General features: G+C 67.5%; 22 protein-coding genes and 1 pseudogene. 16 read left to right on the plus strand and 7 right to left on the minus strand.

Annotated elements, in window-relative coordinates; all coding sequences use genetic code 11:
* Positions 1–5: 5 nt before the first annotated feature.
* Positions 6–1358 (plus strand): phosphoglucosamine mutase, encoded by a 1353-nt coding sequence (glmM, locus tag E0E39_RS03640; protein WP_130873526.1) that lies wholly within the window; start codon positions 6–8, stop codon positions 1356–1358.
* A 9-nt stretch (positions 1359–1367) separates the two neighbouring features.
* Here the strand turns inward: glmM and coaA are convergent, their stop codons facing one another.
* Both coaA and E0E39_RS03650 read right to left on the minus strand, forming a co-directional pair.
* Complete coding sequence (gene coaA, locus E0E39_RS03645) at positions 1368–2300, minus strand: type I pantothenate kinase (protein WP_130873527.1); 933 nt, start codon at positions 2298–2300, stop codon at positions 1368–1370.
* Between the two features lie 75 nt (positions 2301–2375).
* On the minus strand, positions 2376–4439 hold the full coding sequence (locus E0E39_RS03650; protein ID WP_130873528.1) for an NAD(+) synthase: 2064 nt from the start codon (positions 4437–4439) through the stop codon (positions 2376–2378).
* A gap of 181 nt (positions 4440–4620) precedes the next feature.
* Between E0E39_RS03650 and glmS the strand changes: the two genes are divergently transcribed.
* The 3 genes and pseudogenes from glmS to E0E39_RS03665 form a co-directional block, all read left to right on the plus strand.
* Positions 4621–6450 carry a glutamine--fructose-6-phosphate transaminase (isomerizing) gene (gene glmS / locus E0E39_RS03655; RefSeq protein WP_130873529.1) on the plus strand — a complete coding sequence of 610 codons (1830 nt, stop codon included), beginning with the start codon at positions 4621–4623 and terminating at the stop codon, positions 6448–6450.
* A gap of 15 nt (positions 6451–6465) precedes the next feature.
* Complete coding sequence (locus E0E39_RS03660; RefSeq protein WP_130873530.1) at positions 6466–6816, plus strand: holo-ACP synthase; 351 nt, start codon at positions 6466–6468, stop codon at positions 6814–6816.
* Positions 6817–6836: 20 nt separating this feature from the next.
* Positions 6837–7598: pseudogene (locus tag E0E39_RS03665) on the plus strand (ADP-dependent NAD(P)H-hydrate dehydratase); the annotation flags it as partial.
* 42 nt (positions 7599–7640) lie between these two features.
* Here E0E39_RS03665 and E0E39_RS03670 read toward each other — a convergent pair.
* The 4 genes from E0E39_RS03670 to E0E39_RS03685 all read right to left on the minus strand — a co-directional run bounded on the left by E0E39_RS03670 (position 7641) and on the right by E0E39_RS03685 (position 9734).
* Positions 7641–8114: a hypothetical protein gene (locus tag E0E39_RS03670; protein ID WP_245988179.1), complete on the minus strand. Its 474-nt coding sequence runs from the start codon at positions 8112–8114 to the stop codon at positions 7641–7643.
* 20 nt (positions 8115–8134) lie between these two features.
* On the minus strand, positions 8135–8560 hold the full coding sequence (locus tag E0E39_RS03675) for a hypothetical protein (RefSeq protein WP_165444624.1): 426 nt from the start codon (positions 8558–8560) through the stop codon (positions 8135–8137).
* Between the two features lie 186 nt (positions 8561–8746).
* Positions 8747–9460 (minus strand): hypothetical protein, encoded by a 714-nt coding sequence (locus E0E39_RS03680; protein ID WP_130873534.1) that lies wholly within the window; start codon positions 9458–9460, stop codon positions 8747–8749.
* 61 nt (positions 9461–9521) lie between these two features.
* A complete protein-coding gene (locus E0E39_RS03685; RefSeq protein WP_130873535.1) occupies positions 9522–9734 on the minus strand; it encodes a DUF6507 family protein in 213 nt (70 codons plus the stop codon).
* A 406-nt stretch (positions 9735–10140) separates the two neighbouring features.
* Here E0E39_RS03685 and E0E39_RS03690 point away from each other — a divergent pair, with 406 nt between their 5' ends.
* The 11 genes from E0E39_RS03690 (at position 10141) to E0E39_RS03740 (ending at position 23863) form a co-directional block, all read left to right on the plus strand.
* Entirely contained in the window at positions 10141–11394 is a 1254-nt protein-coding gene (locus E0E39_RS03690) for an MFS transporter (protein ID WP_130873536.1), read from the plus strand.
* The gene (locus E0E39_RS03695) at positions 11394–12065 is read left to right on the plus strand and encodes a TetR/AcrR family transcriptional regulator (RefSeq protein WP_130873537.1); all 672 of its coding nucleotides are present in this window, start codon (positions 11394–11396) and stop codon (positions 12063–12065) included. Before E0E39_RS03690 ends, E0E39_RS03695 begins: the two co-directional genes overlap by 1 nt.
* A 915-nt stretch (positions 12066–12980) precedes the next feature.
* Positions 12981–14330, plus strand: a complete 1350-nt coding sequence (locus E0E39_RS03700; RefSeq protein WP_207302537.1) for a DEAD/DEAH box helicase — start codon at positions 12981–12983, stop codon at positions 14328–14330.
* A gap of 12 nt (positions 14331–14342) precedes the next feature.
* Positions 14343–15260 (plus strand): tRNA (adenosine(37)-N6)-threonylcarbamoyltransferase complex ATPase subunit type 1 TsaE, encoded by a 918-nt coding sequence (tsaE, locus tag E0E39_RS03705; protein ID WP_130873539.1) that lies wholly within the window; start codon positions 14343–14345, stop codon positions 15258–15260.
* Positions 15257–15877 (plus strand): tRNA (adenosine(37)-N6)-threonylcarbamoyltransferase complex dimerization subunit type 1 TsaB, encoded by a 621-nt coding sequence (gene tsaB, locus E0E39_RS03710; RefSeq protein ID WP_130873540.1) that lies wholly within the window; start codon positions 15257–15259, stop codon positions 15875–15877. The genes tsaE and tsaB overlap by 4 nt, the downstream gene beginning before the upstream one ends.
* Positions 15874–16329, plus strand: coding sequence for a GNAT family N-acetyltransferase (locus tag E0E39_RS03715; RefSeq protein ID WP_130873541.1), 456 nt, complete (start codon positions 15874–15876; stop codon positions 16327–16329). The genes tsaB and E0E39_RS03715 overlap by 4 nt, the downstream gene beginning before the upstream one ends.
* The gene (gene tsaD / locus E0E39_RS03720) at positions 16326–17369 is read left to right on the plus strand and encodes a tRNA (adenosine(37)-N6)-threonylcarbamoyltransferase complex transferase subunit TsaD (protein ID WP_130873542.1); all 1044 of its coding nucleotides are present in this window, start codon (positions 16326–16328) and stop codon (positions 17367–17369) included. Before E0E39_RS03715 ends, tsaD begins: the two co-directional genes overlap by 4 nt.
* Before the next feature lie 154 nt (positions 17370–17523).
* Complete coding sequence (locus E0E39_RS03725) at positions 17524–19350, plus strand: ABC transporter substrate-binding protein (protein WP_130873543.1); 1827 nt, start codon at positions 17524–17526, stop codon at positions 19348–19350.
* A gap of 195 nt (positions 19351–19545) precedes the next feature.
* Positions 19546–21066 carry an ABC transporter permease gene (locus tag E0E39_RS03730; RefSeq protein ID WP_130873544.1) on the plus strand — a complete coding sequence of 507 codons (1521 nt, stop codon included), beginning with the start codon at positions 19546–19548 and terminating at the stop codon, positions 21064–21066.
* Positions 21063–22091: an ABC transporter permease gene (locus tag E0E39_RS03735; protein WP_130873545.1), complete on the plus strand. Its 1029-nt coding sequence runs from the start codon at positions 21063–21065 to the stop codon at positions 22089–22091. The genes E0E39_RS03730 and E0E39_RS03735 overlap by 4 nt, the downstream gene beginning before the upstream one ends.
* Before the next feature lie 14 nt (positions 22092–22105).
* Positions 22106–23863, plus strand: coding sequence for an ABC transporter ATP-binding protein (locus tag E0E39_RS03740; RefSeq protein ID WP_130873546.1), 1758 nt, complete (start codon positions 22106–22108; stop codon positions 23861–23863).
* 40 nt (positions 23864–23903) lie between these two features.
* Here E0E39_RS03740 and E0E39_RS03745 read toward each other — a convergent pair whose 3' ends face one another.
* Positions 23904–24263, minus strand: coding sequence for an RNA-binding S4 domain-containing protein (locus E0E39_RS03745; RefSeq protein WP_130873547.1), 360 nt, complete (start codon positions 24261–24263; stop codon positions 23904–23906).
* A gap of 339 nt (positions 24264–24602) precedes the next feature.
* On the opposite strand from E0E39_RS03745, the gene E0E39_RS03750 reads away from it, so the two are divergent.
* Positions 24603–25739 carry a THUMP-like domain-containing protein gene (locus E0E39_RS03750; RefSeq protein WP_245988180.1) on the plus strand — a complete coding sequence of 379 codons (1137 nt, stop codon included), beginning with the start codon at positions 24603–24605 and terminating at the stop codon, positions 25737–25739.
* The last annotated feature ends 2 nt before the right edge of the window (positions 25740–25741 follow it).

The raw sequence follows: 25741 nt of genomic DNA on the forward strand, positions 1-25741 counted from the left end.
CGGGCATGGCTCGACTCTTCGGAACCGACGGCGTGCGCGGCGTCGCGAATCAGGAACTGACCGCTGAACTGGCCCTCAACCTGTCGGTGGCGGCCGCCCACATCCTCGGCGAGGCCGGGGTCTTCGGGCGCCGCCAACCGACCGCGCTGGTGGCCCGCGACCCCCGCGCCTCCGGCGAGTTCCTGGAGGCCGCGGTCTGCGCCGGGCTGGCCAGCGCCGGCGTCGACGTGCTGCGCGTGGGGGTGGTTCCCACCCCGGCGGCCGCCTACCTGGTGGGCGAGTACCGCACCGACCTCGGTGTGATGATCTCCGCATCCCACAACGACATGCCCGACAACGGCATCAAGTTCTTCGCCCGCGGCGGGGTGAAGCTCGACGACTCCCTGGAGGACGCCATCGAGGATCGGATGGGTGAGGAGTGGCAGCGGCCCGTCGGGGACAAGGTGGGACGCATCATCGACCAGCACCACGCCGTCGACTCCTACGTCGCGCACCTGGTGAAGTCGCTGCGGGCCGACAAACCCTTGTCGGGCCTGACCATCGTGCTCGACTGCGCAAACGGTGCCTCCTATGAGACCGCCGTCGCGGCCTTCGAGGCGGCCGGGGCATCGGTGACGGCCATCCATGCGTCCCCGGACGGCATCAACATCAACGCGGGCTGTGGCTCCACCCATCCCGAGGACCTGCAGAAGGCGGTGCTCTCGTCGTCGGCGGACCTCGGTCTGGCCTTCGACGGTGACGCCGACCGCTGCCTCGCCGTGGACCACGAGGGCAATCTCGTCGACGGCGACCAGATCCTCGCGATCCTCGCCCTGGCCCTGCAGGAGGACCACCGGCTGGCCTCCAACACCGTCGTCGTCACCGTGATGAGCAACCTCGGGTTGAAGCTGGCGCTCGCCGAGCACGACATCCGCATCGACCAGACCAAGGTCGGTGACCGGTACGTGCTGGAGTCGATGAGCGCCAACGGTTTCTCCCTCGGCGGGGAACAGTCCGGGCACGTGATCATGAACGAGTTCGCGACCACCGGCGACGGTGTCCTGACCGGTCTGCACCTGGCCAAGAGGGTCGCCACCACCGGTAAGTCCCTGAAGGAACTGGCCTCGGTGATGACGAAACTTCCCCAGGTGGTCATCAATGTCCGTGGCGTCGACAAGCTCCGTGCCGGGATCGACAACGAGATCACCGCGGCCGTTGCCGACGCCAGCCACGAGCTCGGCAAGTCGGGGCGTGTCCTGCTGCGGCCCTCCGGTACCGAACCGGTGGTGCGGGTCATGGTTGAGGCCCCGACCGACGCCCAGGCCCGCGAGATCGCCGAGCGGCTGGCGGCCCTCGTCAAGAAACGCCTCGCCATCTGAGCGGGAGGGTCAGACCTTCCGGATCGCTATGGTCTGGACCCGGTGATCCGGGCCCTTGCGGAGAATCGCGGTGGCCCGGTCCCGGGTGGTTTCGATGTTCTCGCGCAGGTTCGGTCCGTTGATGGTGTTCCAGATGTGGCTGCCGAACTGCAGCGCCTCCGCGCGGCTCAGCTGGGTGAAGCGTTTGAAGAAGCTCTTCGGGTCGCGGAAGGCGGTGTCGCGCAACACCATGAAGCGATCCAGGAACCAGCGTTTGATGTCGGTCTCGTCGGCGTCCACGTAGACCGAGAAGTCGAAGAAATCGCTCACCGTGGCGCTCGACCGGCCGTGCGTGTCCACGCGGGCGGGCTGCAGCACGTTGAGGCCCTCGACTATCAGGATGTCGGGGCGTTCTATCACCGTCTGTTCGTCCGGGACGATGTCGTAGATGATGTGGCTGTAGACCGGGGCCGTCACGCGGGGTTCCCCGGATTTCACGTCGATCACGAACTGCAGCAATGCCCGGCGGTCGTAGGACTCGGGGAATCCCTTGCGGTCCATCAGACCCCGTTTCTCCAGCTCCGCCGACGGCAGCAGGAAACCGTCGGTGGTGATCAGGTCCACCTTCGGGTTCCCCGGGGCGCGCCGCAGCAGCTCCCGCAGCAGGCGGGCCGTGGTCGACTTCCCGACCGCAACGGAACCCGCGACGCCGATCACGAACGGCGTGCGGCGCACCTTCAGGTTCAGGAACCGGTTCGAGTTCTCGCGCAGCCGGCCCGCATTGGCGATGTAGAGGTGCAGCAGCTGCGTCAGGGGGCGGTAGATCTCGGCGACGTCCTCGGGGGAGGTCGGGTCGCCGAGACCCCGCAGCCGCTCGAGAGTGGCTTCGTCGAGGTCGATCTCGGTGTTGTTCGCCAGCGAGGCCCAGGCGCCTCGTCGCAACACCACATAGGGTCGGGACACTTCTTCACTCCCTCGGGATGGGCCGAGTCGGCAGAAATGCTAGCAGGGCGTCGCGAAGTTGGTCAGGCCACGGGGTCAGGACGACGGGACGTCACGGGCGATCTCCTCGAGCCAGATGCCCGGCCCGACGTCGGAGGGCATCCGCCAGTCGCCGCGCGGCGACAGGGAACCACCAGGAACCACCTTCGGGCCGTTCGGGAGGGTGCTGCGCTTGAACTGGTTCGTGGTGAAACGTCGCACGAAAACCTCCAGCCAGTGGCGGATCGCCGCCAGGTCGTAGGAGTGACGATCCTCCTCGGGCAGTCCGGCCGGCCAGCGACCGGAGGCCACATCATGCCAGGCGTGGTGGGCCAGGAAGGCGATCCTCCGGGGACGAAGCCCGTGGCGCAGCAGGTGGTACAGGGTGAAGTCCTGCAACTCGTAGGGGCCGATCGTCGCCTGGGTGGACTGCGGGACCTCACCCGGTTTTGCGGGGATCAGCTCCGGGGTGATCTCGGTGTCCAGCACCGATACCAGTACCCGGTTCACCTCGTCGTCGAACTGCCCGGAGGAGACCACCCAGCGGATCAGGTGCTGGATCAGGGTCTTCGGGACCCCGGCGTTCACGTTGTAGTGGCTCATGTGGTCGCCGACCCCGAAGGTGCACCAGCCGAGCGCCAGCTCCGACAGGTCACCGGTGCCCACGACGATCCCGCCGTGATGGTTCGCGGCCCGGAACAGGAAGTCGTAGCGGATTCCCGCCTGCACGTTCTCGAAGGTGATGTCGTAGGTCTCCTCGCCCGACGAATACGGATGACCGAGGTCCTGCAGCATCTGTTCCGCCATCGGGCGGATGTCGACGGTGGCGAAGCTCACCCCGAGGGCCTCCGAGAGGGCCTGGGCGTTGCCGCGGGTGTGTTCGGTCGTCGCGAACCCGGGCATGGTCCACGCCAACACGTGGCTGCGGGGCAGTCCCAGGCGGTCACAGGCCTTGGCGGCGACGATCAGCGCGTGGGTGGAGTCCAGGCCTCCCGAGACCCCGATGCACAGGCGCGGCGCACAGGCCGGGTCACCGCCGCCGATGGCCAGCATGCGCCGCTCCAGGCCCGAGACCTGGATGTTGTAGCCCTCGTAGCAGTCCTGCTCCAGACGGTCGGGGTCGTTGGGGACGAACGGGAAACGGTCGACGGGACGTTCCAGGCCGAGATCTCCCGCCGGGGGGGCGAGGGTGAACTCGACCACGTCGTGCCTCAGGGGGACGTCCAGACCTCGGAGGTTGTCGTCGAAGGAGCCCTGTCGCAGTCTCTCCTGGCGGATGCGGTCCAGGTCGACGTCGGCGACCGTGAGTCGCGCCGTGTCGGGGAAACGTTCGCCCTCCGCGAGGAGGGAACCGAGTTCGTGGATGATCGTCTGGCCGTCCCACGACAGGTCCGTGGTGGATTCCCCGAGCATCGCCGCCGCGTAGACGTGGGCGGCCAGGCAACGGCTCGACGTGGCGGCTGCCAGGGTTCTCCGGTCGGCCGCCTTTGCGATGGTGATGGGGGAGGCAGACACGTTCAGCAGCACCGTCGCCCCGGCCAGGGCGGCGAGGTGGCTGGGCGGCACCGGAACCCACATGTCCTCGCAGATCTCGACGTGGACCCTGAGGTCCGCGATGTCGGAGGCGGCGAAGATCAGGTCGTTTCCCACCGGGATCAGCTCCCCCCAGCCGGTAACGTCGACGGTGGGCGGCAGGTCGTTCGTTCCCGGGGCGAAGTGGCGCTTCTCGTAGAACTCCCGGTAGTTGGGGAGGTAGGACTTCGGGGCGATGCCCCGCACCTCGCCGTGCTGGATCACCACGGCACAGTTGTAGAGCCGGTTGCCGAGCGCCACGGGGGCGCCGACGGCGAACAGCGGCCGGAGTTCCGCGCTTTCCCGACGCAACCGGGCCACGGCCTCGTGGACGGCGTCCAGCAGCGAATCGTTCAGCAGCAGGTCGTCAATGGCGTAGCCGCTGATCCCAAGCTCCGGGAAGGCCACCACGGCGACTCCCCGGTCGTGCGCCTCGCGCACCACATCGAGGGTGCGGTCAGCGTTGGTGGCCGGATCGAAATCGGCGACGGGCAGCGTCGCGGCCGCCACCCGGGCGAACCCCTGGGCGTAGGCATTGAAGAAGTCCATGCGGGAAGCATAGAGGTTGGGTGCGTTGCCGTACGGGGCGCCGATACTGATGCGGCCGACCTGTTTCAGGTCCGCGGAAGCCCCGAAGCCCAATGGTGATTGAAGAGTTGACAATAGTATTGATGATGAAGCCGAAGGTGAAGGTCAAGAAACGCGCAGTTCTGATGTACAGTTTGCCAACGTGTGTGGAATCGTTGGATACCTCGGAAGCCGCGACGGGCGGCAGATTGTCATCGACGGGCTTCGTCGACTCGAATACCGCGGCTACGACTCGGCGGGCATCGCCGTCGTCGCCGACGGTGAGCTGTACATCCGCAAGAAAGCGGGCAAGATCGCGAACCTGGCGGCCGCCATCGAGGCCGATCCGCTGCCGAGATCGGGAACGGCCATCGGCCACACCCGCTGGGCCACCCACGGGGCACCCACCGACGCGAACTCCCATCCGCACGTCTCGGGGCGCATCGCCGTCGTGCACAACGGCATCATCGAGAACCATGCGGCCCTGCGGGAGGACCTGGACGTCGAGTTCGTCTCCGAGACCGACTCCGAGGTGGCGGCTCATCTGCTGTCCCGTGAGGTTGATGCCGGGGCCGACCTGGTCTCCGCCATGCGCGCGGTCGTGACCCGCCTGGAGGGTGCGTTCACGCTGGTGGCGGTCGACGCCGCCGACCCGGACCGGATCGTCGCGGCACGCCGCAATTCCCCGCTCGTGGTGGGCATCGGCGACGGCGAGTACTTCCTCGCCTCCGATGTCGCCGCCTTCATCGAGCACACCCGCGACGCCGTGGAGCTGGGGCAGGACCAGATCGTCGAACTGACCCGCGACGGCGTGGTCGTCACGAACTTCGACGGCACCCCCGCCGACACCCGAAGCTTCCACGTCGACTGGGATCTCAGCGCCGCCCAGAAGCAGGGCTACGACTGGTTCATGCGCAAGGAGATCTTCGAGCAGCCCCGCGCGGTGGCTGACACCCTGCTGGGGCGCACCAACGAGCTCGGTGAGATCGTCCTCGACGAGATCCGCATCAGCCCCGAGGAGCTGAGGAGCATCAACAAGATCGTCATCGTGGCCTGTGGCACCGCCTTCTACGCGGGCCTGGTGGCGAAGTACGCCATCGAGCACTGGACCCGCATCCCCTGCGAGGTGGAACTGGCCAGCGAGTTCCGCTACCGCGACCCCATCATCGACCCCACCACCCTGGTGGTGACCATCTCCCAGTCCGGGGAGACCGCAGACACCCTCATGGCCATCCGCCACGCCCGCGAGCAGCACGCCAAGGTGGTCGCGATCTGCAACACCAACGGCGCGACCATCCCGCGCGAGTCCGACGCGGTCATCTACACCCACGCCGGGCCGGAGATCGGGGTGGCCTCCACCAAGGGCTTCACCACCCAGCTCATCGCCTGCTACCTCCTCGGTCTCTACTTGGCGCAGGTGCGGGGCACGAAATACGCCGACGAGATCGGTGGGGTCCTGGAAGAACTGGAGCGGATGCCCGAGGAGCTGCAGGAACTCCTGGACGCGCAGGAGAACGTCCTCAACCTGGCGGCCGAGCTGAAGGACGAACCCTCGATCCTGTTCCTGGGGCGTCACGTCGGCTACCCCGTCGCCCTCGAGGGGGCCCTGAAGCTCAAGGAACTGGCCTACATCCACGCCGAGGGGTTTGCCGCCGGTGAGCTGAAGCACGGCCCGATCGCCCTGATCAGCGAGGGCCTTCCGATGTTCGTCGTGGTGCCCCCGCACAGCCGTGACCAGCTGCGCGACAAGGTGATCTCCAACATCGCGGAGGTGCGCGCCCGGGGTGCCCGCACCATCGTGCTGGCGGAGGCCAACGACGCCGACGCCCGCGCCCACGCCGACCACTTCATCGAGCTGCCGCGCGTCTCCACGCTGCTGCAGCCGCTGCCCGCCATCGTGCCGCTGCAGCTGTTCGCCTGCGAGGTCGCGACCCTCCGCGGCCACGATGTTGACCAGCCCCGCAACCTGGCCAAGTCGGTGACGGTGGAGTAACCCGAGGACAGGGTCATGATCGTCGGTATCGGCACGGACCTGTGCGTCATCGAGCGGTTCGAGGCGATGCTGGGGCGCCGCCCCGGGGTGGCCGAGCGCATCCTGACGCGTGAGGAGCGGGCGCTTCCCGTGCAGTCGCAGGCCGCGCGGTTCGCCGCGAAGGAAGCCCTCGCCAAGGCGCTCGGCAGCCCGGGCGGCATGAGCTGGCTGGACGCGGAGGTGGTCAGGTCCCCGGATGGAGAGCCGTCGTTCATGGTCACCGGGACGGTGGCCGCGCGGGTGGCGGAGCTGGGGATCACCCGCATCCACCTCAGCGTCTCCCACGACGGCGGGTTCGCCAGCGCGACGGTGGTGTGCGAGGCGTGACAGATGTCGTGACGACCGAGGAGATCGCGGCCTGGTGGCCGGTCCCGGGTGCGGGCAGCCACAAGTACACGCGCGGCGTGGTCGGGATCGACGCCGGTTCCCGGCAGTACCCGGGGGCCGCGCTGCTCGCGATCGCAGGCGCGCTCGGGGCCGGCCCCGGGATGGTGCGCTATCTCGGGTCCGCCCCCCGCGACCTCGTCGTGGGATGTTTCCCGAGCGTCGTGCTCGCAGACGGGCAGGTCCAGGCCGTGGTCGCCGGTTCGGGCTGGGGCGCCCTGGCCGACGCCGGGTCCCGCATCCGGGCGGCCCTGGAACGACGGGTGCCGCTGGTGATCGACGCGGACGCGCTCAGGCTACTGCCCCCCGACCTGCCCGCCGAAACCCTCCTGACCCCCCATGCGGGTGAACTGGCCCGGCTTCTCGGGGTGGAGCGCGGCGAGATCGAGGCCGACCCGGTGGCCGCCGCGGTCCTCGCCGCCGGGCGGTTCGGCGCCACGGTGCTCCTCAAGGGGGCGGTCCAGCCGGTGGCCTCACCCGACGGCTCCGTGCGACTGGCCCTGCCCGGTCCCGCGTGGACGGCGCAGGCCGGTTCCGGCGACGTGCTGGCCGGGGCCTGCGGCACCCTCCTGGCCGCTGGCCTGCCCGCCGGGCGGGCGGGGCTGATGGCCGCCAGTCTCCAGGCGCTCACCGCGTCACGTTTCCCCGGGCCGTACCCGCCCGAGGTGCAGGCGTCGCGTTTCCCCGAGGTGGTCTGGGGATTGGTGACTCCCGATCAGCAATGACAGCAGACACTGATTGAACCGCTCCAAGCGCTTGTGTGAGGATTAGCGGGGAGCACCGCGAATGAGCATCCAGCACCGTCCGAGGGGGCGTTCAACAACGAGCTTCACTTTGCCAAACCCGATGACAACAGGGTGTTTAATGTCGGTGAAATCAATATCCTTGATATTTGAAGGGGTATCATCTGGGTATTTTTCCAAGAAATTTCCGTCAAAGCTGGTGTATGTGTCGATGTGGTTTCGGATGGGTTGTGGGTCGGCGTGGTATGTGATGACGTATCCCCAGCCTCCGGGGTAGGATTCGGCGAATTTGGTGGCTGGGGTGATTGTGATGTTGGTGGCTCCTTCGGGGAGGGTGGTTTTAGCGAGGGTGAGGATGTCGTCGAGGTGGTCGAGGTCGGTGGGGTAGGGGGCGCCTTCTTGCTGAATTGGCATGGAGGTTTCCTCAGGAGCGGGGCTGGTTGGTTCGATGGGCGTGCAGGCGCCGAGCAGCGTGACAGCCACGACGGCTGCGGTCATGGTTCGTCGCGGGAGGTATGTCATGGCCCGGTCCTGATAGTGGATTCGCCGACAAGATCGTACTCCTGGGCGATGCCGGAGCGGTGCAGCTCCTGCAGTTGCTTGTCGGTGACAGTGAACGGTCCGATCCCCGTCTGTTTGTCTCCGTCCCAGTTGTACCGGTCGGCGGTGTGCACCTGATACCTGTAGGTGTAGCTGCCGTCCGGATACACGGTGATGGTGCCCGCCGTGGCGCGCTGATCCCCGCCGGTGGCATAAAACCAATTCGCATTCTCACTCTTCTCGGCGTAATTATCTTGCCAGTCCGTGACAAAAGGATACGTCATTGACCCTGTGTAGCCCGAAGTTTTAGCATTATCAATTGCTGCATCCGCATATATTTTTAGATTACTGTTAACCTTGCTCTGCAGCTCAGGGAGGTCTTTGAGCATGCCGTCGGTGTTCATGTCGAGTGGTCTCCCGGAGTTGCCGAGAAAGTGCATGAGGTTTCTCGCCGCATCGGGCCAGAAGGGCTGCATCAATCCTGCAGCGGATGCTGCAGCTTCATGTGTTACATAGTCACCCAGGTTTGCTCCCCGCTGTGCGTATGGTCCCGACCCCTCCCCCTCCCCCTCGCTGTCGCCTGGGTACTTTCAAGGCTCAGGTCGGGGCATGGCCGCGGACTCACCAGCAACGGGCTCTCCAAGTCCCAATGCCTCCCCATTGGTGCCTGTCTCGTGCGAGGTTTCTCCTGAGCGGAAACGACCATTGCGTGCCTGGTCGATTTCCCAAACCCTGGGATCGGGTTCAATCGGAATCAACACCGGCCCCCCACTGGTCAGGCTCGCAACACCTCCACCAACATGTGCGGTGTTGCCTTGGGTGGCATGGATTTTGCTACTGCAGTCCTGTTGTGCTTCCTCCAGGGCCTGGATGAACCGAGCGACCCGCCCCTCCAACGCAACAGCCTCCGAGTGCAACAGCTCTTGTTGATGTTGCCGGGCGGTTGGGGCATCACCCTGGGCAGAGTCCTGGGAAGTCGCCGCAGCTTTGGTTTCATGGGCGGCGATGTCAGCGGCGAGTTGTTCCCGTAACGTCTTCAACTCGTCAAGCCGGTCCGCATATGCCAGCAGCGCCGCACATGCACCGTCGGCATCAGCCGCCAGAGTGCGGGCACATAACCTCGGTTGGGTCATGGCGTCCAACACATCCGGCGCCTCGGGGGTCGAATACGCCGTGCTCAATCCGGCCCATGTGGAGGCGATCTCATCAGTGACATCCACCGCCCCCATGTACACGTTCAACAAACTCCGGGCCCCGTCACGAACAGGCCCGGGCTCATCCACCACAGGAAGGGTCAACGACACACCGCACCTCCTTGAATCCCGTGCGCCACACCCCAAAGGTGTGAGCAGGTGTTTCTCATGTCTAACATCTCCTGAACCGGGACGGGTCGTACGGGTTTCCGTTACCTCCGGGAAACTGTGGTGAGTGCTGTGCGAAGGAAGCCATGGCGTTCGCATTGTCTGCCATGGCGAGGTTCCCGTGGTGGTAGGTGGCCAGCGCCTCACCAGTGGCCGTCACCGCAACCCCGACCCGCTCCATGAGCTCGACCAGACCCGGGAGGCCACGGCCATCCATCCATCCATCCTGCAACCGCGGCAGCAACAATTCCCGAATTGCTCAGCGCATCCGACAAACACCCCGCAGCCGTCGAGGCATCACCCCGGCTGGCGGCGTACTGCTGCGCACCTGCCGCTGTCGACCGCAGAATCTGCCCCGTGGCCTGCTCGTCAATCCTCCAGTGGGACACGTCAACCTCCTGCTGGTGGATAAGGGATCAACGGCAACAGGCTAGAACGGAAGTCAATGACCACTCCAGACCTTGACCAAAGCCAATTCAAACTCTGACCAAAAGTTAGGAACCACCTGCCAGGTGGACCTGTGATCGCCCTGGCGGGCGCGGGCGTCATGATCCTGCTCGGCGCGGAAACGGTGAGAAATCAAATTATGGCGGTTCGCCTCCAAAATGGAGTAGGTTGGTTTCGTGACAACCAACGAAGCTGAACCACAGGGGACGCCGAAGTCCCAGATCCCTCTGCTGCTCGGGACCGTGCTCATCGTATACGTGGGTCAAATGACCCTCAGCCCCATCATCGCCCCCCTCTCCCGCAGGCTCGACATGCCCGAGTGGCAGCTGGGGGTGACCATCTCGGCCGCCGCCGTCATGGTGGTGCTCACCTCCGGGTTCTGGGGGCGAAGAGCCCAGTCGAGGGGGTTCAAACCCGTGCTCCTGGCGGCCCTGGCGCTCGCCATCGTGACCATGATCCTGTTCTCCGGGCTGGCCGCCGCCGGCATGCAGGGCCTGCTCACGGGCACCGTTCTGTTCCTGCTGTTCGTGCTGTTGCGGGGAATCGGATTCGGGACCGCGATCGCGGCCGTGCCGCCCACGGCCCAGGCCTACATAGCCGAGTTCACGCCCGAGGGGCCGGCCCGCGTCAAGGGGATGGCCGGGGTCGGTGCGGTGCAGGGAATCGCCAGCATCCTCGGGGCGATCGTGGGCGGGGCCCTGGCCGGATTCGGTCTGCTGACCCCCATCATCGTCGTGCCTGTGCTGATCGGGATCGCCATGCTGCTCGTGCTGACGTGCCTGCACGGCGGGGCCGGCAGCCGGCTCGTGGAGAGCCCGATCCGGGTGAGCCCCATGGACAAGCGGGTCCTGCCCTTCCTGGTGGCGGGTTTCGGCACCTTCACCGCGCTTGGTTTCATCCAGAACACGGCCAGCTTCATCATCATGGACAGGTTCCATCTGAACGAGGTCGAGGGCGGCCAGCTGTCCGGTGTCGTGATGCTGGCAATCGGGGTCGGCATGATCATCGCCCAGGCCGTCGTCGTGCCCGTCACCAAGTGGGCGCCGCCGATGCTGCTGCGCGTCGGGGCGGTGGTCGGCACCGTCGGGTTCGTGGTGATGCTGCCCGAGGCGGAACTCTGGGTGATGTTCGTGTCGGCCCTGCTGATCGGCCTGGGAATCGGCATAGCGATGCCCGGCTACACGTCCGGTCCCACCATGCTGGTCGAGCACGACGAACAGGGCGGGCTCGCCGGGGTGATCGGCGCCACCAACGGCCTCACCTACGTTCTCGCCCCGACGCTCAGTACCCTCTTCTACGGCTGGTGGCGGCCGCTTCCCGTCATCGTTTCCATCGTGGTCCTGGGCATCGTCGCGGTGTTCGTCCTCGTGCACCCCGCCTTCCGCAACTTTCGTCCCAACTCGGAGACTGCCGTCACGGAGGAGGCCTGATGGCCAGTGGGGCGCGGCGTGGCCGTCCGCCGCGCCTCACCCGGGAGACGGTGGCCAGGGCGGTGCTCGACGTGGGGTTCCCGAACCTGACCTTCACCGCCGTCCGGGAGCACCTCGGGGTGGGGGAGAGCACCTTGTTCCGCTACGCGCCCGACCGCGATGAACTGGTGCGCCTGGGGCTCGGCCTGGCCATGGAATCGGTGGAACTGCCCCCGCGGCAGGGGCCGTGGCGGCAGGTGCTCACCGACTACGCCGTCTTCGCCTGGCGCTTCTGGGAGGCCCATCCCGGTTCGGCGACCGAGGTGTCGCGAGGGGTTTTCGCCGCCGTGATGGTGCAGATCGTCGATGAGCTGTGCTCCTTCCTGATGGAACGCGGCTTCACTGCCGGCAACGCCCTGCTGACCTGCGATCTGGTCTTCGACATGGTGGTGGACAACCGTCGTGGGGTGGAGCACATGGACGGGCTGCTGGCCGAAACTGGTCCCGAACGCGACGACATGAGAAGACGGTGGGCGCCGGATGAGCAGTCCGAGGGCAACCCCGTGCCCGGCTGGGAGAGGATCCGTCAGGCCAAACTGGAGGCCGTTGATTCGCCGCCCTTCGACTGGTTCATGAAGAAACTGGGGGTACTCCTCGACGGTGTGGCCGCGTCCCTGGCGCCTCGGGAGTGAGGCGTGAATTGCTCAAATCAGATTTCACGGCATACAATGACAAGTCGGCCTGACTGGCCCTTCCCGGGGGTGCTGCTGACCTTTCCCCGGGATCCTCGACGCCGGATTTTCCGGCTGTCAGCTTTGCGCCGAGCGCGCCAACGGCCGTCTTGTGTTCCGGATGTTTTCGTATGTGACGAGACGCGCCGCCGCCCGCGGGATCATCCGTCGGGCCCGAGACGAGCACCGTGAACAGGACCTGCCGTGGCCATGCCCAGGAAGAAACCCAAGTCGTTCAAGTCGGACGGCACCCCCAAGAAACGCTGGAGCGCCGCCGAACGCGCCGCCCGCGGTCACAAACCCCGCCGCTCGGGCGGGGTGCGCAACCCGGATGCACGCTCCGGTCGTTCCGACCGGTACGAACGCGCCCGTGGCCGTGACGACCGCGGCGGCCCGGGACGCGAGGACCGTGGCTTCGGCCGGGACGGAAACCGCGACGGGGATCGCAGTCGCCGTGACGACCGCGGCTGGCGTGATGATCGAGGATCCGGGCAGCGGCGGGGAGGAGCCCGCTCCCGCCATGCGTGGCGTGACGACCGGGACACCTCGTGGGGGCGGGGCGGAGGCCGGGGAGACCGGGTCGAGCGTCGCCGCGACGACTTCCGGCAGCACGACGATTTCCGCGGCCGCGACGGTGACCGTCGCCGCGGCGACCGTGACGGCGGGGAGGACCGGAGGCGCCGGGATCGCGACTTCGACCGGGACTTCCGTCGCGACGACCGCCCGAGGGGGTTCCGTGGTTCCCGGCGGGACCGCCAGGAGCATCCGTACGGCCGTCGCGACCATGAGCGGCGCGGCCACTACGATCGTCGATCCGGGGAGGGGCGCGGCCGCTTCCGGGAATCCCGTGACCTCGACCCCGTCGAGCAGGACCAGATGAGCTGGGAGGCCGCCACCGTCGAGGTGGAGGTCACCGATGACGACGCGGCCTCCGGTTTCGCCGAGCTCGGCGTGGCCGCCCCCATGGTGGCGGCTCTGAAACAGCAGGGCATCACGGAACCGTTTCCGATCCAGCGCGCCACCATCGCCGACGCCATCGCCGGGCGCGACGTGCTCGGACGGGGCCGCACCGGCTCCGGCAAGACCTTGGCTTTCGGGCTGCCGCTGCTGACCCGCCTGGCCGCAGGCGACCCCACCGGCACCCCGCGCGCGGTGATACTCACCCCCACCCGCGAGCTGGCCCTGCAGATCGCCGACAACCTGTCCCCGCTGGCCACCGTGATGGGACTCCGCCTGTACCTGGTGGCCGGCGGCATGGCCTACGGCCCGCAGATCAAGGCCTTCGAGCGTGGCGTGGATGTGGTGGTCGCCACGCCGGGCAGGCTCATCGACCTCCTGGAGCAGGGGGTCGCCGACCTCAGCCAGGTGGAGGTGACGGTCCTCGACGAGGCCGACCACATGAGCGATCTCGGGTTCCTCCCCGCCGTCACCACCATCCTTGACGCCGTTCCCGCGGACGGTCAGCGGCTCCTGTTCTCCGCGACCCTCGACGGCGCGGTGGACGAGCTGGTCAGGCGTTACATCGCCGATCCGGTCACCCACGAGGTGGATTCTGGCAAGGCGTCGGTGACCACCATGAGCCATCACGTGCTGCACGTGGTCCCGCACCACAAGAACCAGGTCACGGCCGAGATCGCGAACCGGGAGGGCAGGACCGTGGTCTTCGCCCGTACCCAGATGGGAACCGACCGCATCGCGAGGCAGCTGCGCGAGGCCGGGGTGATGGCAGGGGCGTTGCACGGTGGTCTCACCCAGGGTGCCCGCGCCCGCATCCTCGCGGCCTTCAAACGCGGCGAGGTGCCCGTGCTGGTCGCCACCGACGTCGCCGCCCGTGGCATCCATGTCGACGACATCTCCCTGGTGCTCCAGGTGGATCCGCCCAAGACCAGCAAGGACTACCTTCACCGCGCCGGACGCACCGCCCGCGCCGGCGAGGCGGGGGCAGTGGTCAGTATCGTCCTGCCCCATCAGCGCAAGCAGATGCGCCGGATCGTGGGGCAGGCCGGCGTCAGGACCGAACCGGTCGAGGCGACCCCGGGCTGCGACGAACTCGCCGCGCTCACGGGCGCCCGTCCCTGCCTGGGGGCTCCCGTGACGGAGGCCGACTACCAGGCGTTGATCGCTCCCCGGCCCCAGCAGCGACGCCGCCCCGGCGGGGGTCGCGGCCGCGGTCCCCGGCGGCGTGGCGATCGCCGGGATCGCGGCCACCGGCGCGAACGGGGTTAGAATCTGCCCGCCATGACCGAGACCATCCAGGTGCGGCTGGCCACCGCAGCAGATGCCTCCGGGATGCTGCGCGTCAGCCGGACCGCCTTCGCCGCCCGCCGACCCGTCGACCCGCCCGCCGACGCCCTCTCGGACACCCTCGCCGACGTGGAGCGTGCCCTGGCCGAGGGCTGGGGGGTGTGCGCCCTCGACGGCAACCGCATGGTCGGCTGCCTGCTGATCGCCCACGACGGGGAGGTCGCCACGCTGCGCCGGGTCTCCGTGCTTCCCACCGAGACCCGGCGAGGCATCGCGAAAACCATGGTCGGCGGGGCGGTGTCGCTCGCGGTGGATGCGGGTCTGAAACGGGTCGAGGTGCTGTGCCGCCGCGAGTTCCCCGAGCTCGCCGGCTGGTGGGGGGAGCACGGTTTCGGCCCGCTCCGGGAGAACGCAGCCGGGATCGTGCTCGGCCGCGACCTGCCCGTGGCCGTCACCGTCCCCACCCCCGAGGCGATGCACGCCCTGGGCGTGGAGCTGGCGGGCCTGCTCCGCGCGGGCGACGTGATCATCGCCACCGGGGAACTCGGGGCCGGCAAGACCACCCTGACCCGGGGCATCGGGGAGGGACTCGACATCGAGGGCCCCGTGATCTCACCCACCTTCGTGCTCTCGCGCATCCATCCCTCCCGCGGCGGTGGCCCGGACCTGGTGCACGTGGATGCCTACCGCATGGCTGGCGCCGACGAACTGGCCGACATCGACCTCGACGCCACGCTGCCCGGGTCCGTGACCCTCGTCGAATGGGGCGAGGGAATCGCCGAATGGCTCTCCGACGAGCGGTTGGAGATCGACATCGACCGCGAGATCGGCGACGAGGCCCGGCGTGTGACCCTGACCGGCACCGGTCCCCGCTGGGCCGGTGCCCTGGAAGCCCTCAGGAGGAACCCATGACCTGGATATTGGGAATCGACACCTCCCACCACGTGGCCGTCGGCCTGGCCCGCGACGGTGAGCCCGTCGCCTCCGAGGTGGTGGCCGACACCCGCGCCCACGGCGAGGCCCTGACCCCGCTGATCCAGCGCCTGTGCGCCTCGGCCGGAATCGCCATGACCGGGATAGACGCCTACGCCGTCGGCATGGGGCCGGGGCCGTTCACGGGGCTGCGCGTCGGGATCGTGACCGTTCGCACCCTGGCCGCGGTGGCGGGCAGACCCCTGCACGGGGTGTGCTCCCTCGACGTGATAGCCGCCCAGTGGCAGGACGCGCCGGACGAGTTCGTGGTGGCCTCCGACGCCCGCCGCAAGGAGTTCTACTGGGCGCTCTACCGCGATGGGATCCGCGTCGGCGAACCCCGGGTGAGTGCCCCCGAGGCCCTCCCGGACCTGCCCGCGGCCGGCCCGGTCCTCGACGACCCGGCCGGGCCACGTCACCTGGACGCGGCAGTGCTGGCGGCACGCTGGGCCGATCTGCCGTCCGTCGACGGGGAACCCTTCTACCTGCGGGCCGCGGACGCCGCGGTGCCGAGGACCCGCAAGTCGGCGCTGCCCCGCCTCAGGGTGCCTCGATGATCATCCGCACCGCCGTGCCCGCCGACGCCTCCGCGCTGGCCCGGCTGGAGCTGGTCTTCCCGGCGCGGCAACGCTGGTCGGAGGCCTCCTGGCTGGAGGAGATCGGTGCTGACGGCCGCCTCGTGGAGGTGGCCGAGACCGCGCCCGATGGCGTGATCGCCTGCGCTTCCTGGCGTCACGCGGGGAACACCACCGACCTGGACCGGATCGTCGTCGCGGGGGAACACCGCCGCCGGGGCATCGCGGGAAGGCTGCTGGGGCGCGGGATCGCCTGGGCCGCGGAGCAGGGGGCCGGAAACGTGCTGCTGGAGGTGGCCTCCGACAACACCGCGGCCATCGGGCTCTACGCCGCGGCCGGGTTCGTCCCGGTGAACCGGCGCGGACACTACTACGGGCGGGGCGTCGACGCCGTGGTCATGGAGAAGAAGCTGGAGACGGAGGAGAGTCAATGAGCGAACCGCTGATCCTGGGGATCGAGTCCTCCTGCGACGAGACGGGCGTCGGCATCGTCCGCGGCGACCACCTGCTGGCCAACGAGGTCGCAAGCTCCGTCGACCTCCACGTGCGTTTCGGGGGAGTGGTGCCGGAGATCGCATCCCGTGCCCACCTGTCGGCCTTCGTGCCCACCCTGCGACGCGCCGTCGCCGCGGCCGACATCGACCTGACGGAGGTCGACGCCATCGCCGTGACCGCCGGCCCCGGCCTGATGGGGGCTCTGCTGGTGGGGATCTCCGCCGCCAAGGCGCTCGCCGCCCACCTCGGAAAACCGCTGTACGGGGTGAATCACCTCGTCGGGCACATCGCAGTCGACCTCCTCGACCACGGCCCCCTCCCGATGCCCGCCCTGGCGTTGCTGGTCTCCGGCGGCCACACCTCCCTGCTGCACGTCCGCGACCTGGCCCGAGACATCGAGGAACTGGGATCCACCATCGACGACGCCGCCGGCGAGGCCTACGACAAGGTGGCGCGACTGCTCGGCCTGCCCTACCCGGGCGGCCCCGTCATCGACCGCGCCGCGGTCGACGGCGACCCCACGGCCATCCGTTTCCCGCGCGGCCTCACGGCGCGCCACGACCTTGAGAAACACCGCTTCGACTTCTCCTTCTCCGGCCTGAAGACCGCGGTGGCGCGCTGGGTGGAGACCGCCCGGGTGGAGGGGCGGGAGGTTCCCATGGACGACGTGTGCGCCAGCTTCCAGGAGGCGGTCGCCGACGTACTGGTCTCCAAGACCCTCGACGCCGCCCGGCATGCCGGAGTGGGGACGATCCTGCTCGGCGGGGGAGTGGCCGCCAACTCGAGGCTACGCGGACTGCTGGAGGAACGGGCCGCCGAAGAGGGGCTGGCGGTGCGGCGTCCGAGGCCGGGGCTGTGCACCGACAACGGCGCGATGATCGCCGCCGTCGGCCTGACGGCCGTGCGTGCGGGGCTGCCCCCGTCGTCGTTGGACTTCTCCGCCCAGACCGGGCTGCCGGTCACCCGGATCGTGATCTGACCATGGTCTGATGAGGGGCTCCCACGTATCAGATACGTAACAATCCGTCTCACAACCGTACCCCGGGGTGCGTGATGACTCCGGCTACCACTAGGGTCCGATGCCAACCGGTCCTGTAGTGGGACCGCATGTCGGCTCACGACAAGGAGAAAACATGAGGTTCAGGGGAACAAAGGCGGCCCTGGCTGTGCTGGTGAGCGGAGCACTGCTGCTCGGCGCCTGCACCAGCGGCGAGGATCCCGATACCGAGAACAGCACCCCCGGAGCAGCCGAGACCGTCGTCGGAGGTGGCGACCCCTGCATTCGCGACGCGGGCATCAAGGAAACCGCTGACGGCCAGGTGGTCTACAGCCCCGGCCCCGGAAACTGGAGCGGGTACAACAACGTCACCAACGCCACCTACTCCACCTACAACTCGGTGGTGGCCGACCAGATGTTCGGTAATTTCTGGTACTTCGGAACCGACGGCACGGTCTGCGAGGACAAGGAGTTCGGCACATCCGAGGTGGTGAGTCAGGATCCGCTCGAGGTGAAGTACACCATCGCCGACAACGCGAAGTGGTCCGACGGCACCCCGATCACCATCAACGACTACCTGCTGGACTGGGCGGCCCAGAACCCCGAGTTCCTCGTCCCGGGTCTGGCCAACGGGCAGAACAAGGACGCCGAGGCCGTCTTCAACCACGTCTCCACGACCTTCGCCGAGCAGGTTCCCGAGGGCCCGCAGGGCGAGGCGGGTTCCAAGACGTTCACCATCAAGTTCAAGGGACAGTACCCGGACTACAAGTCGGTTCTGTCCGCTCCCCTTCCAGCGCACGTCGTGGCCACGCAGTCCGGGCTGGAGCCGAACGCCCTGGCAACGGCCATCCTGAACCGTGACGTTGAGACCGTGAAGTCGGCGGCCAAGTTCTGGAACGATGGATGGATCTTCCAGCCCGGACAGCTTCCCGACGCATCCCTCATCCCGTCCTCGAACCGCTACCAGCTGAAGCAGGGCGGTTGGAAGGACACCACCCTCACCCTCGAGGCGAATCCGAACTACTGGGGCACCCCGGCGGCGACGAAGAACCTGGTGTTCTCCTACGTGGCCGACAACCAGATGTCGCAGTCGCTGCAGAACGGCGACCTGGACGTGATTCGCCCGCAGGCCACCGTCGACACCGTCAAACGGTTGCAGGGCATCGGCTCCTCCATCCAGGTGGCCACCACCTCGGAGATGACCTGGGAGCACCTGGACTTCAACTTCCGCGACAGCAACGTCTTCTCCGACGCCCAGGGCGGCAAGAAGCTGCGTGAGGCCTTCGCGCACTGCGTGCCGCGCCAGACCATCCTCGACCGGCTCATCAAGCCGATCAAGGAGGACGCGCAGCTGCTGAACGCCCGCGAGGTCCTGCCCTTCCAGCCGAACTACCAGGAGGTCACCTCCAAGTCCTACGACGGCCGCTACGACCAGGTCGACATCGAGAAGTCCAAGCAGCTGGTCGCGGAGAGCGGCGTCCAGACCCCGATCAAGGTCCGCATCGGCTACAAGGCCGGCAACCAGCGGCGCACGGAGACCGTCGCGGCCATCCAGTCCTCCTGCAAGGACGCCGGTTTCGAGGTTGTGGACGCAGCCGCCCAGGACTTCTTCGAGAACGCGATCGTCAAGGGCGACTACGAGGTGGCGCTATACGCCTGGTCCGGTTCCGGACTCCTCACCACCGGCCAGAACATCCAGGCGACCGGCAGGCCCCAGAACTACGGCCAGTACTCCAACGCCACGGTCGACCAGGCCTGGAACAAGCTGACCAACACCCTCGACTCCAAGGAGCAGGTGGAGCAGATCACGACCATCGAGAAGGAGCTGTGGGATTCGCTGTTCAACATCCCGCTCTACTCCCATCCCGGGGTGGTGGCGTGGAACTCCAAGGTGGGCAACGTGAGGGTCACGGCGGCCCAGTCCACGGTGTCCTGGAACGCCTTCCAGTGGCAGATGCGCTGACGCAGAACTGATCTGCCCCGATCCCGACCGAGGGGGTGGATGGCCGCGGCCATCCACCCCCTCGGCCTTCACAGAGGGACTGAGTGTCCCAAAACCTGGACCACGACGAGCGAAGGGTTGCCTCGGAGTGCTCTATTATCTGGCGCTATGGGTCAGCCGGGCGTTGGCCCGGCAGCCTCCTGAAAAGGAACTCTCGTGATCAAGTACATTGCCAAACGCTTGGGAATCTCGTTGTTGGTTCTCCTGCTGGGCTCCTTGCTGATGTTCATCCTGGTGATCAACGCCGGCGACCCGCTGGCGGATCTGCGTGAATCGAACTCGCCCAACAGGGACAACCTGATTCGTCAGCGCACCCTCCTCCTGGGGCTCGACAAGCCCTGGTACGAGCGTTACCTGAACTGGCTCGGAGGAGCTGCCAAGTGCCTGTACGGGCAGTGTGACCTGGGCACCGCATCGAACGGCCAGTCCGTGAACGCCCTGATCGCGTCGGCGGCCGGGGTCTCGATCCGGTTGGTGATCCTGGCCACGTGCTTGGCCATCGTCACCGGTGTCACCCTGGGTATCCTGACCGCGATCCGGCAGTACAGCGGATTCGACTACGCCATCACGATGATGGCCTTCGTGTTCTTCTCCCTCCCGGTGTTCTGGTTCGCGGTGCTGCTGAAGCAGTACGCCGCAATCGACTTCAACAACTGGATAGAGAAGGCCCGCTTCACACCGTTGGCGATAGTGGTCACGGCCCTGGTGCTCGCCTTCATCGTCGCGGCGGTCGTCGGTGGCCCGTGGAAGCGGCGCCTGATCACCTTCGGGATCCTGGCCGCGAGCTTCGCCGCGATCATGGTCTACTTCGACGCGGTGCGCTGGTTCCGCCGCCCCGCGGTGGGCATCCCGGTCTACATCCTGTTGGTGATCGGCATCGGGGCCCTGATGATCGTGCTCACCAGCGGTTTCGAGAACAAGAAGGTGCGCAACGCTGTAGGGGCCACCGCCCTGGTGAGCATCGTCGGATACTCCGTGCTGCGCGGGGTCCTGATGAAGACCCCTTCCATTCCGCTGCTGCTCGGCCTGCTGGTCGTCGCCATCGGGGCCGGGATCGCGGCGGGTCAGCTGCTGGGCGGTTTCTCCAGACGCCAGGCCAGTTTTGCCTCGGCGATCACGGGGCTGCTCGCCTCCCTGGCTGCGCTGATCGATCTGCTGCTCAGCAACTGGGCGGCCTACCTGGCCAAGGTGAGCCGCCCGATCTCGACCATCGGGGCTTCCACGCCGAACCTGGAGACCACGTGGTGGGGTGAGACGATCGACGGCCTCACCCACCTGCTGCTGCCCACCATCGCCCTGACCCTGATCTCGATCGCTTCCTACACCCGTTACACGCGGGCCTCGATGCTGGAGGTCCTGAACCAGGACTACATCCGCACCGCGCGTTCCAAGGGCGTCTCCGAGCGCAAGGTCATCACCCGGCACGCGCTGCGCAACGCCCTGATCCCGCTCGCCACCATCGTGGCCTTCGACTTCGCCAATCTCATCGGCGGTGCCGTCATCACGGAGACGGTGTTCGCCTGGCAGGGCATGGGCACCCTGTTCAAGGAAGGTCTGCAGGCAGCCGACCCGATGCGGGTGATGGGCTTCTTCCTGGTCACCGGAACGGCCGCCGTGGTGATGAACATGCTGGCCGACCTCGCCTATGCCTTCCTCGACCCGAGGATCTCCCGATGAGCGCCAAAGAATCCGAGGAAATAATGTCCGATCAGACCACTTCCGAGCAGACCACCCCGGAGCAGAACGCCCCGGAATCGGTCGACTACGACCTCGACGAGGACCTCGACAAGGCGGGCGGCAAGTCCTATTCGCAGGGCTCGCTGGTGTGGCGCCGCTTCCTGCACCACAAGGGAGCGATGGTCGCCAGCGCCATCCTGATCCTGGTTATCCTGCTCGCCTTCACATCCACGGGGGTGGGTTTCCTGCCGGGATGGTGGCCGAAGAACCACGTCGACCTCTACCCCTTCCCCCAGGGCAGCCCCAATGGAGAACCCACCCTGCGGTTCTGGCCGTTCACCCTGGGCGAGCACCCCTTCGGGCAGGACACCATCGGCAAGGACTACTTCGCACTGGTGATGCAGGGCACCCAGAAGTCCGTGATCATCGCCTTCATGGTCGGCCTGATCGCCACTGCGATCGGAACCCTCATCGGCGGCGCCGCCGGTTATTTCCGGGGACGCGTCGAGTCCATCCTGATGCGGGCCACCGACCTGGTGATCATCATTCCGTTACTGGTCCTGGCCGCAGTGCTGGGCCGCATGGTCGACGGCGCGAACATCTACGTCCTGGCCTGCGTGCTGGGTCTCGTGGTGTGGACCGGAATGGCGCGCCTGGTGCGTGGCGAGGTGCTCTCGCTGCGGGAGCGAGAATTCGTGCACGCCGCCAAGGCCATCGGCACCTCGAACTGGCGCATCATCTTCCGGCACATCCTGCCGAACTGCATCGGCACCATCGTGGTGAACTCGACGCTGCTGATCGCCTCGGCCATCCTGCTGGAGACCGCACTGTCCTACCTGGGCTTCGGTGTGCGGGCACCGGAATCGTCGCTGGGCCTGCTGATCTCCCAGAACCAGGAGGCCATGGACACCCGACCCTGGCTGTTCTGGTGGCCGGGCCTGTTCATCCTGGTCATCGCGCTGTGCGTCAACTTCATCGGCGACGGCCTGCGCGACGCCTTCGACCCGCGGCAGCAGATGGACTGAGGGGAAAGAAACAAATGAGCACCGAAGTGAATGAGACAACACCCCCCACCCAGGAGACCGAGCCCGTGCTCCAGTTCCAGGAACTGGACGTCAACTTCCGCACCGAGTTCGGGCGGGTCCACGCCGTCAAGGGCGTCAGCCTCGTGGTCAAACCCGGCGAGGTGGTCGCCCTGGTCGGCGAATCCGGTTCCGGCAAGTCGGTGACGGCCACCACGGCCCTCGGCCTACTGCCCAAGACGGCACGCATCACCGGCGACACAATGGTGGCGGACAAGACCGTCGGGAAGCTCAACCCGCGGGAACTGCGCGGCCTGCGAGGCAACCGCGTCGCCATGGTCTTCCAGGAACCGATGACCGCCCTCAACCCGGTCATCAAGATCGGTGAGCAGCTCACCGAATCGATGGAGGTGCACAACGTCGCCCACGGCGAGGTCGCCTGGCAGAAGGCCATCGATCTGCTCAAAGCCGTCGGCATCCCGAACGCGGAACGACGCGTCAAGCAGTACCCCCACGAGCTCTCCGGCGGCATGAGGCAACGCGTGGTGATCGCCATGGCCCTGGCATGTGATCCCGAGGTGATCATCGCCGACGAACCCACCACGGCCCTCGACGTGACCGTGCAGGCCGACATCCTGGACCTGCTGAGGTCGTTGAAGGAGAAGCTGAACACCGGAATCCTGCTCATCACCCACAACATGGGTGTCGTGGCGGACATGGCCGACCGGGTCGCGGTGATGTTCAAGGGCAACATCGTCGAACGCGGCACCGCGGAGGAGGTCCTCCTCAATCCGCAGCATCCCTACACCAAGAAACTGCTGGACGCGGTGCCGCACCTGGGTGCGGGACACGGCCAGTTCGGTTCCGCGCCGCACGACGTCGCCGAGAATGCCGAATCGGCACTCGACGTCAATGAACTGGTCGTGGAGTACAAGCGGACCGGCAAGAAGCCGTTCCGAGCCGTTGACGGCGTCACCTTCGACGTCAAACGCGGCGAGATCGTCGGCCTGGTGGGGGAGTCGGGTTCCGGGAAATCAACCATCGGCAGGGCGCTGCTGGGATTGATCCCAGCAGCCGGGGGCAACGTGAAGGTGCTCGGTCAGCAGCTGGTTCACGGAAGCTCGAAGCGCGCATCGCAGGGAAAGGGCCTGAAGGAACTGCGGCGCCGCATCGGGGTGATCTTCCAGGACCCGGCCGCATCCCTCAACCCGCGTCTGCCCATCGGCGACGTGATCTCCGAGCCACTGGAGGTGCACAGGGTCGGGGACAAGGCGTCGCGGCAGAAACGGGTCTACGAACTGCTGGATGCCGTCGAACTCCCGAAGAGCGCCTTCAACCGATATCCCCACGAACTCTCCGGCGGCCAGAGGCAACGCGTCTCGATCGCCCGCGCGCTCTCGCTGAGCCCGGACCTGCTGGTCGCCGACGAACCCACCTCGGCCCTCGACGTCTCGGTGCAGGCCCAGGTGTTGGGCATGTTGACCGACCTCCAACGCGACTTCGGGTTCGCGTGCCTGTTCATCAGCCACGACCTGGCCGTCATCGACTCCCTCGCCCACCGGGTCGTCGTGATGCAGCACGGCAAGATCGTCGAGAAGGGCGACCGGCAGCAGGTGCTGCTCGACCCGCAGGAGGAGTACACCAAGCGTCTCCTGGCGGCCGCGCCCGTCCCGGACCCCATCGAGCAGCGCAAGCGGCGCGAGGAACGTCACCGCCTGCTGGAGGCGCTGGGCGACGAGATCGTGGAAATCGACACCCGGGAACTGGATCAGTAACGGTTTCTTGACCTGGGCTGACGGGGTCGGGGGAAAACGTTCATTCCCCCGCCCCCATCAGTTTGTCGATGGCCCTGCGGTCCTTCTTCGTCGGGCGGCCTGCGCCGCGGTCGCGCCTGGCCACCGGGACGTTGAGGAACGCGGGGCGTTCGGGGGAGTGATCGACGTAGGCCTTCCGTGCGATGGGCGCACCGACCCGTTTGCTCAGCAGCTCCACCACCTCGAACTCCCGCGTCCAGCCGGGTTCCTTCACGGTGACGCGGTCCCCGGGCCTGACCGCGTGGGCGGCCTTCACCGGATCGCCGTTGAGCCGGACGTGCCCGCCGGAGACGGCCTTCGTCGCCAGCGAACGGGTCTTGAAAAGCCGCACGCTCCACAACCACACGTCGATTCGGGTCATGTGAGGATTCTAAAAGGTTCGCGGACGAACACCGATCAGCAGGTTTTCCGCGAACCATGTGGTTTCGACACAGCCGGTTCAACCGGCTTTGGAGGGGTAAAGCTGGTTGAGCCGGGCCGCGACGAAGGAGTGGCCCGTGTCGAAACCACTCCGGTGGTTGAGTGACAGACCCGGCCACGGAGGCCTTGGTTTCGACTCGGCTGGCTCGCTGACGCTCGCCGGCCGGCTCAACCAACTTTGGGGAGGATGCGCTCGCGGGCCGGCCCAACCGAGTTTGGGGAGGAGACGTTCGCGGGCCGGCCCAACCGGCTTCGGTGGGGAAACCCTTAGGCTGCGGGTGTGGACATTCTGAGCGACGATGGCGCCCTGGCCCTGGAGATGGCGGCGGCGGAGGCCGACCCGGATTCGCTCGGTGCCGCCGAGCGGATGCGGCGCCGCTTCCCGCCGGAGCTGGCCGCCGCGGCCCTGACCCAGGTGACCCTGAGGCGACGGGCCCGGGGGAAACTGCCGATGGCGGACCGGATGTTCTTCACCCCCGACGGGCTCGAACAAGCGACCCGCTGGGTGGTCGCCCGGTGGCGCGCCGCGCGGTTCATCGACGCCGGGGTCACCGACGTGTGGGACCTGGGATGCGGCATCGGGGTCGACGCGATGGCCTTCGCGGGGGCGGGCCTCGGGGTCCATGCGGTCGAATCGGATCCCGCTACCGCCGCCCTCGCCCGGGCCAACCTGGCCCTGGTCGGGGGCGGGGAGGTGACCGTGGGGCGCGCCGAGGATGCGTGGGTTCCCGAGGGCTGCGGGATCTTCCTCGACCCGGCCCGCCGCACCGAGCGGGGCCGAACCTGGGATGTCGCCGACCTCACCCCTCCCTGGTCCCTGGTGGAGAACCATCTGAGGGGGGAGCGGGTGGTTCTCGCCAAACTCGGCCCCGGGCTGCCGAAACAACTCATCCCGGAAGGCGTCGGCGCGGCCTGGGTATCGGTGGGGGGCGACGTGGTCGAGTTGATGTTGAGCAACGCCTCGGATCCCGGTCCCCGGGCGGTCGTGTTCCCCCGGGGAGAGCCCGGACCCCAGGTCCTGACCGGGGGCGCCGCCCCGCTGCCCGTCGGCCCGCCCGGGAGGTTCATCCACGAACCCGACAACGCGGTCATCCGCGCCGGCCTCGTGGCCGACTCGGCGCCCGGCGGCTGGCTGCTGGCCCCCGGGGTGGCCTACGTCTCCTCCGACTCCCCGATCGGCGGCCCCTTCGTCACCTCCTACCGGGTGATCGAGGTGCTCGACCACGACGTCACCACCCTCAGGCGGTGGGTCAAACAGCACCGGATCGGGCGGCTGGAGATCAAACGGCGCGCCATCGACGTCGACCCCGCCGTGCTGCGGAAACAACTGAAACCGAGGGGCGACGGGGCGGCGACCCTGCTGCTGGCCCGGACCGTCGCCGGAGCCAGGGCCTTCGTGGTCGAACGGGTGGGTTGACC

The sequence above is a fragment of the [Pseudopropionibacterium] massiliense genome, assembly GCF_900607225.1.
GTDB classification, from domain to species: domain Bacteria; phylum Actinomycetota; class Actinomycetes; order Propionibacteriales; family Propionibacteriaceae; genus Arachnia; species Arachnia massiliensis.

Excerpts from the sequence above, each read along its gene's own strand:
- glmM (WP_130873526.1), top strand. The coding sequence starts at position 6 with ATGGCTCGACTCTTCGGAACCGACGGCGTGCGCGGCGTCGCGAATCAG.
- E0E39_RS03650 (WP_130873528.1), bottom strand. The coding sequence starts at position 4,439 with ATGGACTTCTTCAATGCCTACGCCCAGGGGTTCGCCCGGGTGGCGGCC.
- E0E39_RS03660 (WP_130873530.1), top strand. The coding sequence starts at position 6,466 with ATGATCGTCGGTATCGGCACGGACCTGTGCGTCATCGAGCGGTTCGAG.
- E0E39_RS03670 (WP_245988179.1), bottom strand. The coding sequence starts at position 8,114 with ATGACCGCAGCCGTCGTGGCTGTCACGCTGCTCGGCGCCTGCACGCCC.
- E0E39_RS03675 (WP_165444624.1), bottom strand. The coding sequence starts at position 8,560 with ATGAACACCGACGGCATGCTCAAAGACCTCCCTGAGCTGCAGAGCAAG.
- E0E39_RS03685 (WP_130873535.1), bottom strand. The coding sequence starts at position 9,734 with ATGGATGGCCGTGGCCTCCCGGGTCTGGTCGAGCTCATGGAGCGGGTC.
- E0E39_RS03695 (WP_130873537.1), top strand. The coding sequence starts at position 11,394 with ATGGCCAGTGGGGCGCGGCGTGGCCGTCCGCCGCGCCTCACCCGGGAG.
- E0E39_RS03700 (WP_207302537.1), top strand. The coding sequence starts at position 12,981 with ATGAGCTGGGAGGCCGCCACCGTCGAGGTGGAGGTCACCGATGACGAC.
- tsaE (WP_130873539.1), top strand. The coding sequence starts at position 14,343 with ATGACCGAGACCATCCAGGTGCGGCTGGCCACCGCAGCAGATGCCTCC.
- tsaB (WP_130873540.1), top strand. The coding sequence starts at position 15,257 with ATGACCTGGATATTGGGAATCGACACCTCCCACCACGTGGCCGTCGGC.
- E0E39_RS03715 (WP_130873541.1), top strand. The coding sequence starts at position 15,874 with ATGATCATCCGCACCGCCGTGCCCGCCGACGCCTCCGCGCTGGCCCGG.
- tsaD (WP_130873542.1), top strand. The coding sequence starts at position 16,326 with ATGAGCGAACCGCTGATCCTGGGGATCGAGTCCTCCTGCGACGAGACG.
- E0E39_RS03725 (WP_130873543.1), top strand. The coding sequence starts at position 17,524 with ATGAGGTTCAGGGGAACAAAGGCGGCCCTGGCTGTGCTGGTGAGCGGA.
- E0E39_RS03735 (WP_130873545.1), top strand. The coding sequence starts at position 21,063 with ATGAGCGCCAAAGAATCCGAGGAAATAATGTCCGATCAGACCACTTCC.
- E0E39_RS03740 (WP_130873546.1), top strand. The coding sequence starts at position 22,106 with ATGAGCACCGAAGTGAATGAGACAACACCCCCCACCCAGGAGACCGAG.
- E0E39_RS03745 (WP_130873547.1), bottom strand. The coding sequence starts at position 24,263 with ATGACCCGAATCGACGTGTGGTTGTGGAGCGTGCGGCTTTTCAAGACC.